This is a genomic window from Acutalibacter caecimuris, from assembly GCF_034335085.1.
Taxonomy (GTDB): domain Bacteria; phylum Bacillota; class Clostridia; order Oscillospirales; family Acutalibacteraceae; genus Acutalibacter; species Acutalibacter caecimuris.
The window spans coordinates 1-13,743 of record NZ_JAWXXJ010000014.1 but is presented as its reverse complement, the minus strand read 5'-3'; the positions used below and the strand labels follow the sequence as shown (position 1 = coordinate 13,743).

The window sequence follows — 13,743 nt, the reverse complement described above, 5'->3', positions numbered from 1 at the left end:
CAATCGTAACCTATTGAAACACACATATGTACCTTGGCTTGATAGGGAAATAAAAGTGCTGGAGGCATTACTCCAGTCTACATAAGTCAACTTAACATAAAGAATGCCCAGAGAGTAGAGAAACTCTCTGGGCGTTCTTTAGCAGCATCGCTCTGTCATGATTTCCAAAATGGTACGGTCAGTTTGACGCATCCCTTCTTTAGCCAGCACTCCAATGTTGGCAATGGTATCATCTACCCCATGCGTAACAATACCATCTCCCCCTTTGAACTCCTGGCTAGCCCGGTACATATGGTAGCCCAAAATCCCTGCATCGACACTGGCAGCAATTTTAGCAGCACAAGAGGGTTTTGCCCCGTCGCAAATCGTGCCGCTGATAATTGCAACAGCATTGACTATTGTGTGCGCAATCGCTTCAAAGCTGCCGTCCAGCAGGTAAGCAATGCCTGCCCCGGCCCCTACACCAGCACTAACGGCACCGCAATAGGCAGAAAGCCGGCCTATACCACTTTTTTGCTCAATCGTAACGAGGTTGCTAACCAACAGGGCCCTGTATAGTTTTTCTCTACTGATGTCTAAATGGGCGGCATAGCGTGCCACAGGAACCGACGCTGTAATGCCCTGATTGCCTGACCCGGAAAGGATAACGACTGGCATCTCGCAGCCACTCATCCGCGCGTCACTGCCAGCAGCAGCCCAGGCTTTAGCCTCAGTTTTTATATCGTTTGGGTAATCACTCATCAGCACTGAACCGATATTTGCCCCCCAATTTCCTTGTAGCCCTTCCGAAGCAATAGCCGTGTTGCAAACTATTTGCTGTTCTAGCAGACAGGAAATATCATCTAATTCTACTGTATCAGCAAATTCCAATATATCTGCTACCCTTAATAGGCTTTTGTCTATATGCTCCCCCACAGCAGTTTCTGTGTCTCCTTTATCTAACAAAGTGTGACCATCCATTTCCTCTCGGATAATATTACTATGGTTATCGGCTATATGCACCAGCGCACAATGCCCTCCAGCCCAACCAATAAGCTGGATATCCAGAATCCTTGGAGTATCTGCACATATCACCTCAATCGGTACCGTAGCAGCATAGCCTGCAATATCTGCGTACCTTTCTGGGGGAACACACGCAATAACCTGCAGGATTTTTCCTGCATTCCCAACTGTCGCACCGGCTGCAATAGCAGCTTGTATACCTTTCATCCCTCCAGTGTTGGGTACCACCACACTTTTAACATTCTTTATAATATTGCCTGAAACCTGTACCACAATCCGTTCTGGTAAGGTGCCTAATATCTCACGAAGACGGGCTGCGGCGTAGGCCAATGCAATAGGCTCTGTGCACCCAGTAGCAGGGATCAGTTCTTCCCGGAGGATGGATATATAGGTTTCTTTGATATGTTCAGATAGCATTTATGTCCCTCCCAATGCTTTATTGTTTGTGTAAAATTGCCATAGCCCGCTTTTAACGCTGGTTGTAACAATTCATCGGTTGGCCAAATATTATAGACAGGATCTGAGCAGATTAGTCTTTACAAAAATTAAAGTATATCTTGCCTTTTTTGCCTCCAGCTTGCAATTTCTTCTAAAAATGCCTGTCCAAATTTCTCTGCTTTCACTCTCCCCACACCAGAAACCAGTTGGAACGTTTCCATACTATCCGGCTGTTTTTCTGCCATGTCTGCTAAAGTAGCATTAGAAAACACAATGTAGGCAGGCACATCCTCTGCACTAGCCAGTCTGGTACGTAACATTCGTAGAGTATTGAACAAATCCTGTTCTGATTCCCCCAGTACCCCATCAGAACCTTTTACCTGGACAAGTTTCTCCGCTTTCGCTGGCTTACGGTATGAAAAAATCACCTGCTCTTGACCAAGTAATACTCCTTTTGACTTCGCCTGTAACCGGAGTACGGGGTATTCTCCAAGTAAAGCTAGATAGCCTTCTTCTACAAGGAACTCAATGTATTCCCGCACTTTTGCTTGTTTCTGCTCTTTCATTATCCCATAGGTAGAAAGCTTATTTAGACCCAGCTCTAATACACGGGCGTTTGTACTCCCCCGTAGCATTCCTATAATCATAGTCATGCCTAATCCTTTATGATACTTTCTTTCTACCCGCGCTACACCTGAAAGAATTTTTTGTGCCTCAATGGTGATATCTCGCTGCTCCTGTTCACTGGTACAGTTACTACAGTTTCCGCATTTGGCAGGCGGTATCTCACCAAAATATGCTAACATATGTGTCCTAAGGCAGCTTTGTGTCTTACAGTATGCTATCATACATTCTAGTCGATGCAGGTCTTCCCGCCGTACTAATTCTCTCTGGTCATCGGAAAGAACATCATTATCCGTTGCATTATTAATTAGGAACCGTGCGGTTTGGACATCACCTAGAGAGAAAAGCAACGCACAATGCGCACGCCCTCCGTCGCGGCCTGCACGTCCAGCCTCTTGGTAGTAGTTTTCCATATTCTTAGGCATATTATAGTGCACCACAAAGCTAACATTGGATTTGTCAATACCCATACCAAAAGCGTTCGTGGCAACCATTACTTTAACTCGATCATATACAAAATCCTCTTGATTTTTCTGCCGCTCTTGATCTTCTAACCCCGCATGATACCGGGTTGCAGATATACCTTGCCCACATAAAGTATAACATACAAATTCCACCGCTTTCCGTGTAGCACAGTAAATGATTCCGCTTTGCTCTAAACGACTAGCTAAAAAATCTAGCAGCCAAGCATCTTTACTCTTAGGACGGGCAACTTCGAAGAAAAGATTTGGACGGTCAAATCCGGTTGTCACCTGCAACGGATCTTCAAGCAGCAAGAGCCTTTCTATATCTTCTTTAACCTGTGCAGTAGCTGTAGCAGTAAATGCCCCTACCACGGGGCGATTTGGTAACAAGCGAATAAACTCACCAATCTTTAAATAACTGGGCCTAAAGTCTTGTCCCCACTGGGACACACAATGGGCTTCGTCCACTGCTATGATGGAAATATTTATGTGTTTTGCTAAACAGGAGAATTCTCGGGTCATTAGCCGTTCTGGTGTTACATATAACAACTTGTAGGCTTTCTGTTTAGCTTGGCGCAAAACCTCTCCGCATTCCCATACAGTCAAAGACGAATTAATATAGGCGGCTGGTATCCCTGCTTGAATCAGTGCTGCCACCTGGTCTTTCATAAGCGAAATCAAAGGAGAGATGACTAATGTCAGCCCAGGTAGTAATAATGCCGGTAGTTGATAGCAGATAGACTTGCCGGCCCCTGTAGGCATCACACCTAACACATCCCGGCCAGACAATAGAGCGTCCACTAACGGCTCCTGTCCTTGTCTAAATCCATCATGCCCAAAGGAATTCTTTAGCATTTCTCGCTTGTCTATATTTCTCACCCTCCAAATTGACTTTTTTAGCACCTTTGTTACAGTATACCTCTTTTTTCTGTTTTTTGCAAGCTCAGACTCTGTGTCCATTTTTGCACAGGAAGGACAGTATTTACCTGCTTTATTGATTTGACAGACAGGATCACCTCTGGTATACTAGGAATAACTTGGCAGAATGTATATGAAAGGAAAAGGCTTATGAATAAAAAACAATTCGCCCAAATGTTGGATCATACTTTACTAAAGCCTGCTGTTACCCTCGAAGATTTACGCCAACACTGTGAAACTGCTGTAAAGTATCAGTTTAAATCCGTTGCCATAAATAGTGCTGTGGTTGCCTTTTGCAAAGAAATGTTAGGTGATACTGATGTCCTCTGCGACGCTACTATAGGTTTCCCTTTGGGGCAGTGTAGTGTAGCGACCAAAGTTTTTGAAACGAAAGATGCGATTGATAATGGAGCACGGGAGATTGATTATGTAGTCAATTTAGTTAAGTTAAAAAGCGGGCACTGGGATTTTATTGAAGAGGAAATGCGCCGTATTGTGGCCACTTGTAATACGCATCAGGTTACCAGCAAGGTGATTTTTGAAACCTGCTATCTTACAGATGACGAGAAAAAGCATCTCTGCGAGATCGCGTGCCGTATACGCCCTGCCTTTGTTAAAACTTCTACTGGCTTTGGCATTTCTATTCCAGGTAAAGTTTCTGGCGCTACCCTGGAGGATGTACAACTGATGAAACATTGTGTTGGCAATGAAGTACTGGTTAAGGCTTCTGGCGGTATTCGAACTACACAGCAGGCGCTAGCTATGATTAAGGCGGGAGCATCCCGTATAGGTACAAGCTGTGGTGTGGCAATCCTTGAAGGGCTTGGCGAATAATTAGGAGGTGCTACCTTGACAGAACAAGAAAAAATGCTTTCCGGCTTGCAGTATGACCCTGGTGACCCAGAGTTGACTGCCATGCGCCGAAAAGCTCGGGATTTGTGTTTCCGATTTAATAATACCCATCCAGGCAATTTTGAAGAAATGACCCGGCTTTTGGAAGAACTTTTCCCTTATTTTGGGGAAGGCAGTTGGTTTCAACCGCCTATCCGTCTGGACTACGGATGCTTTCTTCGTATAGGTAAAAACACCTCGGCCAATTATAATTTTACAGCGCTGGACTGTGGTTGGATTATTATTGGGGATAATGTCTTATTTGGACCTAATTGTACGCTGGCTGCCCCTATGCATCCCCTTCATCCGCAGGAACGCACCCAAATCTCTTCAGAAGGTTCCGTACTACAGCCCGAATACTCTAAGCCTATCCATATTGGAAATGACTGCTGGCTTGCCGCTAATGTGACAGTATGTGGCGGCGTGACGATTGGCGATGGTTGTGTCATTGGTGCCGGCAGTGTCGTAACCCATGATATCCCAGCTTACAGCCTAGCCGCAGGTGTACCTTGTCGATTAATTCGTGAAATTACGGACAAAGACAGAATCATGCCAATATTATAAATAGCATCCCCCAGTGGTAAACTGGGGGATGCTATTTATAATTTCTTTACCATAATATAGTCATCCATCACGTAACCATTCCCGATATCTGTAACCGTACTCTCCACTGTTTCAAAACCATAGTGCCTGTAGACATCAGCAGCATGGGTATTGTACTTATTTACAGTTAGCCGGATAATGGAAAGGCCTTGCCGATGGGTTTCGGCTACCACTAGTTCTATTGCCTTGCGGGCCGCACCAGAACCCTGCAATACAGGCAGTAAGTACAGCTTGCTTAAAAACACTTCGTCACGCCCCTGATACCGTGGAGAAAAACCGACCAGCCCGCCAGGCGTACCCTCTAAATAAATCAGATAATACACGTAGTTCTCGTTTTCCATTTGCTCTTTTATGGCTTTAGGAGATTGGAACATCTCTACCATATAATCTACTTGGCCTGGGGCCAGTAATTTATCATATGTATGGTGCCAGGCTTGCTTTGCCACCATACATAACGTTTTAATATCTTCCGGCGTGTCTACTTTTCTTAATTCAAATCTCATTTTATCTTCTCCATATCTTTCTTTACTCTGTTTCACCAGATTCGCTGTAGTTTCCTAAAAATGAAAACCGTGGTAACTCAGTATGTAACGCGCAAATCAAACCTAGGGTTTCTGAATCATGGATGTTGCCAGTAAAGTCAAGATAAAAATCATACTCAAATTTACTGCCTGGAATGGGTCGGGATTCGATCTTAGTTAGGTTTAAGCCGCATATAGCAAACCGTTGCAGAATCTGATGTAACGATCCAGTGGTATGTGGAAGAGAAAAGCATAGGCTGATTTTGTTGGCCTTTTCTGGCAAAACTGCCTCTTTAAATATGGCTACAAAGCGGGTTGTATTGTTTTCCACATTCTGTATGTTGCGTTGAGCAATATGTAAACCACAACGCTCTGCGGCCTCCACCGAGCAGATTGTGCTGACTCCAGCAGGTTGCTCTTTAGCTATATACTCGGCGGCGGCGGCAGTGTTGGAGAATTCCTCTGTTTTCAGACCGTGAGTGGTAATATACTGTGAACATTGTAATAGGGCCTGCGGGTGGGAAAGCACCTTTGTAATTGGCCCATTACCAGCAGTAGCAAGGCAGTGCTCCACTTTAATGCCGATTGCCCCAACAATGAAAAAGCGATAGCGAAGGATCAGGTCATATACCGCTGTTACAGAGCCAGCATCTGAGTTCTCCACAGGCAACACACCCAAAGCCCCCTGATCTACTTCGTGGAACACCTGCTCGAAATTCGGTACAAATTCAATTTCCCGATCTCCTAAAAGGCTACGAGCCGCTTGTTGGGAATAAGCACCCTGGGCCCCTTGGCAGACCACTCGGCCGGTATTTGGCAGTTGGCGGCGCGCATCCCGCTCCAATACAGTTAATGGGGTTTCACCAGGCATAAACCCATGTTCCCGTGCCTTACTTATCGACATAATTGCTTGAAAAAAGGCAACCGCACTACTCCCCAAAGCACCGGCCTCTCTATACACCCTCTCTAAAATTTCCTTCTCCCGCTGTGCGTTAAACACCGGTGCGTCTGCCGCTTGCTTAAGCCTTGCCACACGTTCTACACACTTCATCCGCTCCATAAATAGTGGTAAAAGCTTTTTATCGATTTGATCGATTTGCTGCCTTTCTTTTCCCAACTTTTCCTGATATTCCAACTCATCCATTTCTCCATTACTCCTTTACAACATACTGCTCTGAGCCAGCAATTCCAGTACGGCAATACAAGCTGCTGCCTCCAAAGCTACAGCGGCTCTAGGCACAATACAGGGGTCGTGACGGCCGGTAATTTTCAATTTAGCATCTTCCATCGTGTCCAAATTCACTGTATCCTGTTCCCTGCTAATAGAAGGGGTTGGCTTAAAAGCTGCCGAAAAGATAAGCGGCATACCACTGGTGATCCCCCCAAGAACACCGCCAGCATGGTTTGTCCGGGTCTTAACTCCCCCATTTTCCACATAGAACGCATCATTATTCTGGCTGCCATTCATATCTCCCACTGCAAAACCCGCACCAAACTCTATCCCCTTCACCGCTGGGATTCCGAATACCAAAGATGCGATTAGGTTTTCTACTCCGGCAAACATTGGGTTCCCCGCCCCTACTGGAAGTCCTGCAACCGCGCATTCTACTATACCGCCAGCGCTGTCCTGTGCCATACGTGCCTGTTCAATAGCCGTACGCATCTCTTCCTTTACAGCGGGGTCAATCACGGGAAAATACTCCTGATTTAGCCGCTCTAATAGCATGGGGGAAACATTTACTGGATCCAGAGCAGAATCAACTCTTGCACATCCCGCAATTTTTCGAATATGCGAACCTACCGTAATTCCCCGTCGATTCAGCAATTGCCTGGCCACCGCTCCTGCAAATACCAGCGGAGCCGTCAGCCTACCAGAAAAGTGCCCTCCCCCTCGCACATCTTGGTAGCCTGCATACTTTACTGCGGCAGTATAGTCTGCATGACCAGGCCGGGGCAAAACTTTGAGTTGGCTATAATCTTTTGGACGCTGGTTGGCGTTCTCAATTATTGCACAAAGAGGAGCGCCTGTTGTTACGCCATCTAACAGCCCACACAGTACTTTTGGAGTGTCACTTTCCTTCCGGGTCGTGGCAGTTTTGTCCTGCCCTGGGGCGCGGCGGGCCATTTGGACTAACACTTGTTGCCAATTTATAGCCTCTCCCGCAGGGAGGCCGTCTATATTGACGCCGATCGCCTCCGTGTGGCTGCCCCCAAAAATCGACACCCTAATTCTCTCACCCCAACTTGATGACATCCGCCTCGCCTCCCAGTTTTTTTAGTTCTTCATAAAAATTTGGATATGTTTTCTTTATACTCCAGGGGTCAGTCACACATACTGGTTTCACACTGCGAAGTCCTGCTCCAGCCAACGCCATCAACACCCGGTGGTCATTACATCCTTGCGCCAGTCCTCCGTCTAAGCATTTTACCCCCTTAACTACCAATGCATCTCCTTCATCCATAGCTTTCCCACCTAATGCTGTAATAGCCCCAGCCATGGCAGCCAAACGATCGCTTTCTTTTAGGCGCAACCGCCCAGCATTAAGAAACCGGGTTTCGCCTTGACTCAAAGCAGCACATACAGATGCCGCGGGTACCATATCAGTAATTTGAGATACATCCATCACTAACCCAGTCAACCCGCCAAAAGGTTCACTGGCTCGCCTATTCTGTGTTACCAGTATATCATCTTCCCACCAGGTATCCAGCCCAAACCTACCGAATACTTGGACGCAAGCCCGATCACCTTGCAAAGAATCTTTTGTCAGCCCAGCAATACGTATCTGTGCCCCATCAGGGGACAATGCTGCCAGATTTAGAAAAAATGCCGCCTGCGACCAATCACCCTCTACTTTATATTCCTTGGCCGTATAACTTTGATTACCCGGTACTATCCAACCAGTGGGTGTAGCATATAGCCTTACACCAAAATTATGGAGGATATCCAGTGTCATATCCACATAACCTTGCGATTCCAGTGGCGATGTCAGGCGGATTTCACTATCTGCCTTCAGCAAGGGCAGGGCAAAAAGCAGGCCTGTGATAAATTGGGAACTGATATTCCCAGGCAAGGCAAAAAAACCTGGTGTGAGTTTACCTTCTATCTCCAATGGCAGGCCACCGCCACTGCGGAAAGCTACTCCGTGGGTGGGTAATAATTCGGCATAAACACCTAGGGGCCGCTGTGGCAAACGTCCCTGGCCGGTAAAACGCCAGTTACCACCTATCGCTGCAGCAATAGGAATAATAAATCGCAATAGCGATCCAGACTCACCACAATGGATCGTTCCACCATGCACGAATTCTGTCTGTGTGTTTACGGTTACTGTACGTTGTTTCTTATCCCAGTCTATCAGCGCGCCCAAAGCTTGAACTGCACATACTGTAGCTTGTATGTCCTCGCTTTCTTCCATCCCACGCAGTATACACTTTCCATTCGTAAGCAATGCACAGAGTAGTGCCCGAATAGCTGCAGATTTGCTTGGTGGCACCGTAACCTGCCCACCGGAAAGACGTGATCCATAACGTATCTGTTCCATGATCATACTCCCGATAATCAAATTCTTAATTTGCCTTCATCTTCATTGCTACTAATTATACCATTTTTTGCGGTTTCTTGCAAGAATTTTGAATTATCAAAGTAGTTGAAGAAATTGCCTAATATATTGTCTGCCAAAGTAGTATGTACCAAATATAGCTTGCTTTTTCGAAAAGAAGAGAGTAAAATATAAGCAAACAATCCATCATTTTTAAGGAGAAGTTGTTATGACAAAAGAAGAAGAGCGTATTGCCGCAGGAGTCCTGTTTTGCCCAGCAGATCCTGAATTAAAAGCTATTAAGTTGAGAACTCACAATTTGGATGTGGACTACAACCAAACTCATGAAGATGAGGAAGAAAAGCGCTATGCTATCCTTGCAGAAATTCTGGGCGAAATGGGTGAAGGTTGCCGTATTCAAGGTCCCATTGCCTTCCACTATGGTAAACACACAAAAATCGGTAAAAACTTTTTTGGTAACTTTAATCTAACTATTCAAGATGATGCCGAGGTAGTTATTGGAGATAATTGTGATTTTGGTCCGAATGTAACGATTGTAACACCGGTTCACCCCATGCTGCCAGAAGAACGCAAAGCACTCTATAGTCCGGACGGTACACTGCGTCATGTATGTTACGCAAAACCTGTTAATATAGGGCATAACTGCTGGCTGGGTGCCAATGTAGTGATTTGTCCTGGTGTTACCATTGGTGATAATTGCGTAATTGGCGCTGGCAGCGTGGTGACCAGGAATATTCCTTCAAACAGCTTTGCCGCGGGCAATCCCTGCCGGGTAATTCGAGAAATCACCGAGGCAGATAGTGTGATGCAAAAGCCGGAGATTTTGGGCGGATATACTGCCGAAACAGAGATATATCAAAATTAGCATCGACAAATAACGTTAACTAGGCTGCCCTATATTTTATAGGCAAAGATGCAATCGTCAAATCCTAGCAGACGCATAAAAATCGCCCGAAGACAAGCCACGCGCTTTGTTCTTCGGGCGATTTTATTTAAGTACGGCGTACAGGTATCCGAATCACAGTGCGTAACCGCTGAGGCGCACATTTTCGCGGATCTCCTAAGTAAATTTCGTGATGCCGCCGAGTTTCCGAGTGGTCGGGCAAACAATCATTATCTCTAGCAAAGGCCAAGATTTTCTCTAAGGTGGCTGTTTCGGCATCGTAAGGCCCTATATGCATACACTGTACGCAAAGCCCTTCCTGGTAAGTTAAAAATTCCGCTTTAGAATAATCTGTACCTTTTTTGGCTGTAGCCTCCCCTACGGCCCAAGCAAACTCCTCAGGGGTCACAAAATCGGGTAGGCGGATCATGGATATCCACTGAAAGCTATCTTTATGAGAAAAATCAATGCTCTTCCCATCGTTTTGCCACCAAAGACCCTCCAGCGGCGGCACCACATAGTCAAAATACCCCTCTATTCGGTGGTCGCCTTTTTTGCTCATTTTTATTGTGAACGCAACCCCATATAGAATGCTTATCGCTGTCTTATATTCCCCATCCTCTTGATTAGGATTGCCGCTACCCCGTACAGCTACGAAATTCATCGACGGCACCTCAATAAGGTTGGGTTTTGTGGTAGGCTGATAAAAAGCCTTATACTCTTTTTTATAATCAAACGCCAGAACGCATTTCCCCTTTCAAGTTCAGATCAAAAGGTTTCAAATCATCAGATGCCGTTATTCTGCCGTTAGCAGAGGCGGCAACTCCTTACCCCATTCCTCTAAGTTTTCTTCTGCTGAAGTTGTCCATGATTTCTCCGTCAGGTGGTACCAATGCTGATTAACTGTGGTAATATCCGCACCTTTTGGGACTACCAGGAAGAAGATATATCCTGGCACATCCAGGGACTTACCTACAAGCCCATCACAAGCGAAGTTTACGTCGGCGGTACCTTCTGTTATCTCTAAATCCATCCAGCGCGCAACTAAATCTGGGTGGAACTTAGCCTGCACATCCACGGCTAACAGATCGTATTCGGTAAAGAAAACCTCACTTAGTTCCAAATTGCAATACCCGGATGTAAGGAGGGTAAACTGCTGGCTTTCCTCCTTAACCTGTTCCCGCAGGCTAAAAAACTCTTCAAGGCTAGACACTACCTGGAACCTGTTTTCACCCAACGGGTAGAAATCAGAAACATCCGCTGTAATTGCCGGTGCCTCATAACGATAGGCCAGGCAGGGTTCTATTGTTTCCGGGCGGAAAAGAATACGCTCATACAGTCGAACGATAGCTGTAACCGTCATTTCACGGGTACTTTTAAGCCAAGGATTCAAGAATTCATCCTCTGGTGTACCATTGTAGGAATAAACCCCATAGTCGCACATCTCCTGCATCGCATCCGCTGCCCAGGTAGGCGGTGTAAACTCCCCATGGAACGGATTGTCCCCGACAGGATAAAGACCATGGGACTCCACCAATCCTAAGTAATTCTGCAGGATCACAGCCAACTCACAGTTAGTAATCGCCCGGCCTGGCCGGAAGGTTCCGTCGCCATAACCAGTTACCAAGCTGTTTTTCTCTGCCCAAGCCACATACTTCGTGTAGTAGGCCTTTCCATGCACGTCCTGAAACGATGTTTCTGCGCTGTCCTCCACCGGATTACTTGTGTATTTTTCGTGCATACGACCTAGCATTGTTACAGCCTCGCCCCTTGTTACCTGCTGCTTGGGGGAAAAAGTAGTTTCAGAGGTACCGCTGACAAAGCCAAGCTTAGCCCCCTGATTGATGTAGCTTTCATAGCAGTTTTTAGTGCCCAGATCCTCAAAGACGTGGTCGTCATAGACAGCCCCAGCGCACACCGGCACAAAACCAGTCATCAGCAAGCAGAGGGCAAATACCAAAGAAAGCCATCTTGCCGTACATTTTTTCATTGCAGCATACCTCCCAAAGATTAAATTTATTTTGTTAATAAAATTATACAACACATTCAATCCAAAGTCAATAGAGTGGGTAGCTTTTTGCCGGAAAATACCATTAGCCTGACAGTCTTCTGCAAAAACTGCGGACAAAAGCCTGTAGAATATACCTGAAAGTCCATCACGCGCTTTTTGATGACTCTTGCCACGGGTATCACTACCCTATGGCCTCAACCATAGGCGCGCACAGATATTTAGATATTTTGAGAAAGGAAGTTGAAAGCATGAGCGTACAGCTTAGCTACAAGGAGGGTGTACTTACAGCCAAACTCACAGGAGAGATTGACCACCATAGCGCCCGGGAAATGCGGGAAGCGATTGATGATACCGCCCATAAACTAAAACCTTACTGTCTTCGGCTGGACTTTGGTGAAGTCCCTTTCATGGATAGTTCTGGGGTAGGGCTAATTTTGGGCCGGGTACGGCTATGCAACTTTTGGAAAGGACGGGTCGTGTTATGCGGGCTCTCTCCCACCCTGAATAAAATGGTAGAACTGGCAGGCATATCTACTGTAGCAGTCATCGAAAGGAGGGCTGGATGATGAAACCTCTTAACCAGGCTCAAATCAGCTTTTCTTCCAACTCGGTAAATGAGGGGTTTGGCCGGGCAGCGGTAGCCGCCTTTTTAGCTCAACTGGATCCTACAGTAGCGGATTTGTCCGATATACGCACAGCGGTATCAGAAGCTGTGACAAATGCTATTGTGCACGGATACCGGGAACAAATCGGTACAGTTTACATAAACGTAAAGATTTATGAGGGTGGAAAGGCTGTCATTCAAGTGCGGGATAAAGGCTGTGGCATCCCGGATATTAAGCAGGCCATGGAGCCCCTGTTCACCACAGGTGGCCAGGAACGTGCTGGGCTTGGGTTTGCAGTGATGCAAAGTTTTTGTGACCGGGTAAAGGTGACGTCTACGGTGGGCCGGGGCACCAGCGTAACGCTAACCAAGAACTTTGCCACAAAGCCTTGATCAACTCCCCACCCCTGCCGGACAACCGATGGTCACAGAGAACATCGGGCTTGTACACCTGTGTGCAAGGCGGCTGATGGGCAAGGGTGTGGAGTATGATGATTTATTTCAGGCCGGGTGCGTAGGGCTGGTAAAAGCTGCGGAACACTTTGACCCCACCCGGGGGGTAAAGTTTTCCACCTATGCAGTACCGGTAATCTTGGGTGAAATACGCCGGTTATTCCGGGATGGCGGCGCCTTCCGGGTATCCCGTGGGCTGCGGGAACTAGGGCAGAAAGTCCGGCAAGTTTCCGAACAACTACGAGAAACTCATGGGCGATCCCCAACTATAGAAGACATTGCCGAAACCCTGGGAATTACACCTGAACGGGCTGCATTGGCCCTGGGGGCCTTACGGCAGCCTGTATCGCTAACAGATAGTGAGGAAGGTGGGCAACTGGAAATCCCAATAGACGCACCAGAAGAGCGTATGACGGAGCATTTAACCCTACACACTATCCTGCGAAAACTGGAAGAACCAGATCGTAAGCTTATTGAGTACAGATATTTTCAGGCTATGACACAGAGCAAAACCGCTGAACTGCTAGGTATGACACAAGTACAGGTAAGCCGTAGAGAAAAAAAGCTGTTGGCCTATATGCGGGAAGAGTTCTCTGCAAATAGCTGAGCAGGCACAGCCTATGGGCCTACACGGCCTTATTCCTTGATATTCCTCTAGATAGTGTCTACACAAGGTAGAGGAATTGTGATAGAATAGAAGCATCAAAAAAGACAGGAGAGGAAAAGATGGATGCTTCCTATCACAGACATGACATAAGCGATCAAGTGTGGTCG

The 13,743-nt window shown here is 46.5% G+C and carries 14 protein-coding genes; 6 read left to right on the top strand and 8 right to left on the bottom strand.

Annotated features, from left to right (window positions below; translation table 11 throughout):
• Window positions 1-138: 138 nt before the first annotated feature.
• Together U8U01_RS09570 and recQ are read right to left on the bottom strand one after the other, a co-directional pair.
• Window positions 139-1,419 (bottom strand): L-cysteine desulfidase family protein, encoded by a 1,281-nt coding sequence (locus tag U8U01_RS09570; RefSeq protein WP_322173688.1) that lies wholly within the window; start codon window positions 1,417-1,419, stop codon window positions 139-141.
• 128 nt (window positions 1,420-1,547) lie between these two features.
• On the bottom strand, window positions 1,548-3,488 hold the full coding sequence (gene recQ / locus U8U01_RS09565; RefSeq protein ID WP_322173686.1) for a DNA helicase RecQ: 1,941 nt from the start codon (window positions 3,486-3,488) through the stop codon (window positions 1,548-1,550).
• Window positions 3,489-3,596: 108 nt separating this feature from the next.
• Between recQ and deoC the strand changes: the two genes are divergently transcribed.
• Window positions 3,597-4,280: a deoxyribose-phosphate aldolase gene (gene deoC / locus U8U01_RS09560; RefSeq protein ID WP_322173684.1), complete on the top strand. Its 684-nt coding sequence runs from the start codon at window positions 3,597-3,599 to the stop codon at window positions 4,278-4,280.
• A gap of 15 nt (window positions 4,281-4,295) precedes the next feature.
• Window positions 4,296-4,901: a sugar O-acetyltransferase gene (locus tag U8U01_RS09555; protein WP_322173683.1), complete on the top strand. Its 606-nt coding sequence runs from the start codon at window positions 4,296-4,298 to the stop codon at window positions 4,899-4,901.
• 35 nt (window positions 4,902-4,936) lie between these two features.
• Here the strand turns inward: U8U01_RS09555 and U8U01_RS09550 are convergent, their stop codons facing one another.
• Genes U8U01_RS09550 through aroA form a run of 4 tightly spaced genes read right to left on the bottom strand, consistent with a single transcriptional unit; the run spans window position 4,937 to window position 9,006 of the window.
• Window positions 4,937-5,443: a GNAT family N-acetyltransferase gene (locus tag U8U01_RS09550; RefSeq protein WP_322173681.1), complete on the bottom strand. Its 507-nt coding sequence runs from the start codon at window positions 5,441-5,443 to the stop codon at window positions 4,937-4,939.
• Window positions 5,444-5,465: 22 nt separating this feature from the next.
• Window positions 5,466-6,605 carry a bifunctional chorismate mutase/prephenate dehydratase gene (locus U8U01_RS09545; RefSeq protein ID WP_322173679.1) on the bottom strand — a complete coding sequence of 380 codons (1,140 nt, stop codon included), beginning with the start codon at window positions 6,603-6,605 and terminating at the stop codon, window positions 5,466-5,468.
• 15 nt (window positions 6,606-6,620) lie between these two features.
• Window positions 6,621-7,715, bottom strand: a complete 1,095-nt coding sequence (gene aroC, locus U8U01_RS09540; RefSeq protein WP_322173677.1) for a chorismate synthase — start codon at window positions 7,713-7,715, stop codon at window positions 6,621-6,623.
• Window positions 7,696-9,006 (bottom strand): 3-phosphoshikimate 1-carboxyvinyltransferase, encoded by a 1,311-nt coding sequence (aroA, locus tag U8U01_RS09535; protein WP_322173676.1) that lies wholly within the window; start codon window positions 9,004-9,006, stop codon window positions 7,696-7,698. The genes aroC and aroA overlap by 20 nt, the downstream gene beginning before the upstream one ends.
• 220 nt (window positions 9,007-9,226) lie before the next feature.
• Here aroA and U8U01_RS09530 point away from each other — a divergent pair, with 220 nt between their 5' ends.
• Window positions 9,227-9,883, top strand: coding sequence for a sugar O-acetyltransferase (locus U8U01_RS09530; RefSeq protein ID WP_322173674.1), 657 nt, complete (start codon window positions 9,227-9,229; stop codon window positions 9,881-9,883).
• Window positions 9,884-10,010: 127 nt separating this feature from the next.
• Here U8U01_RS09530 and U8U01_RS09525 read toward each other — a convergent pair whose 3' ends face one another.
• Both U8U01_RS09525 and U8U01_RS09520 read right to left on the bottom strand, forming a co-directional pair.
• A complete protein-coding gene (locus U8U01_RS09525) occupies window positions 10,011-10,643 on the bottom strand; it encodes a GyrI-like domain-containing protein (RefSeq protein WP_322173847.1) in 633 nt (210 codons plus the stop codon).
• A 54-nt stretch (window positions 10,644-10,697) separates the two neighbouring features.
• Window positions 10,698-11,891 (bottom strand): S-layer homology domain-containing protein, encoded by a 1,194-nt coding sequence (locus tag U8U01_RS09520; protein ID WP_322173673.1) that lies wholly within the window; start codon window positions 11,889-11,891, stop codon window positions 10,698-10,700.
• Between the two features lie 269 nt (window positions 11,892-12,160).
• Between U8U01_RS09520 and U8U01_RS09515 the strand changes: the two genes are divergently transcribed.
• Genes U8U01_RS09515 through U8U01_RS09505 form a run of 3 tightly spaced genes read left to right on the top strand, consistent with a single transcriptional unit; the run spans window position 12,161 to window position 13,576 of the window.
• Window positions 12,161-12,478: an anti-sigma factor antagonist gene (locus tag U8U01_RS09515; protein ID WP_322173672.1), complete on the top strand. Its 318-nt coding sequence runs from the start codon at window positions 12,161-12,163 to the stop codon at window positions 12,476-12,478.
• Complete coding sequence (gene spoIIAB, locus U8U01_RS09510; protein ID WP_322173846.1) at window positions 12,478-12,909, top strand: anti-sigma F factor; 432 nt, start codon at window positions 12,478-12,480, stop codon at window positions 12,907-12,909. Before U8U01_RS09515 ends, spoIIAB begins: the two co-directional genes overlap by 1 nt.
• Before the next feature lie 28 nt (window positions 12,910-12,937).
• Window positions 12,938-13,576 (top strand): sigma-70 family RNA polymerase sigma factor, encoded by a 639-nt coding sequence (locus U8U01_RS09505; protein WP_322173670.1) that lies wholly within the window; start codon window positions 12,938-12,940, stop codon window positions 13,574-13,576.
• The last annotated feature ends 167 nt before the right edge of the window (window positions 13,577-13,743 follow it).

Bases quoted from the DNA above. Each gene is read 5' to 3' on its own strand.
- U8U01_RS09570 (WP_322173688.1), bottom strand. From the start codon at position 1,419: ATGCTATCTGAACATATCAAAGAAACCTATATATCCATCCTCCGGGAA.
- recQ (WP_322173686.1), bottom strand. From the start codon at position 3,488: ATGGACACAGAGTCTGAGCTTGCAAAAAACAGAAAAAAGAGGTATACT.
- deoC (WP_322173684.1), top strand. From the start codon at position 3,597: ATGAATAAAAAACAATTCGCCCAAATGTTGGATCATACTTTACTAAAG.
- U8U01_RS09550 (WP_322173681.1), bottom strand. From the start codon at position 5,443: ATGAGATTTGAATTAAGAAAAGTAGACACGCCGGAAGATATTAAAACG.
- U8U01_RS09545 (WP_322173679.1), bottom strand. From the start codon at position 6,605: ATGGATGAGTTGGAATATCAGGAAAAGTTGGGAAAAGAAAGGCAGCAA.
- aroC (WP_322173677.1), bottom strand. From the start codon at position 7,715: ATGTCATCAAGTTGGGGTGAGAGAATTAGGGTGTCGATTTTTGGGGGC.
- aroA (WP_322173676.1), bottom strand. From the start codon at position 9,006: ATGATCATGGAACAGATACGTTATGGATCACGTCTTTCCGGTGGGCAG.
- U8U01_RS09530 (WP_322173674.1), top strand. From the start codon at position 9,227: ATGACAAAAGAAGAAGAGCGTATTGCCGCAGGAGTCCTGTTTTGCCCA.
- U8U01_RS09520 (WP_322173673.1), bottom strand. From the start codon at position 11,891: ATGAAAAAATGTACGGCAAGATGGCTTTCTTTGGTATTTGCCCTCTGC.
- U8U01_RS09515 (WP_322173672.1), top strand. From the start codon at position 12,161: ATGAGCGTACAGCTTAGCTACAAGGAGGGTGTACTTACAGCCAAACTC.
- spoIIAB (WP_322173846.1), top strand. From the start codon at position 12,478: ATGAAACCTCTTAACCAGGCTCAAATCAGCTTTTCTTCCAACTCGGTA.
- U8U01_RS09505 (WP_322173670.1), top strand. From the start codon at position 12,938: ATGGTCACAGAGAACATCGGGCTTGTACACCTGTGTGCAAGGCGGCTG.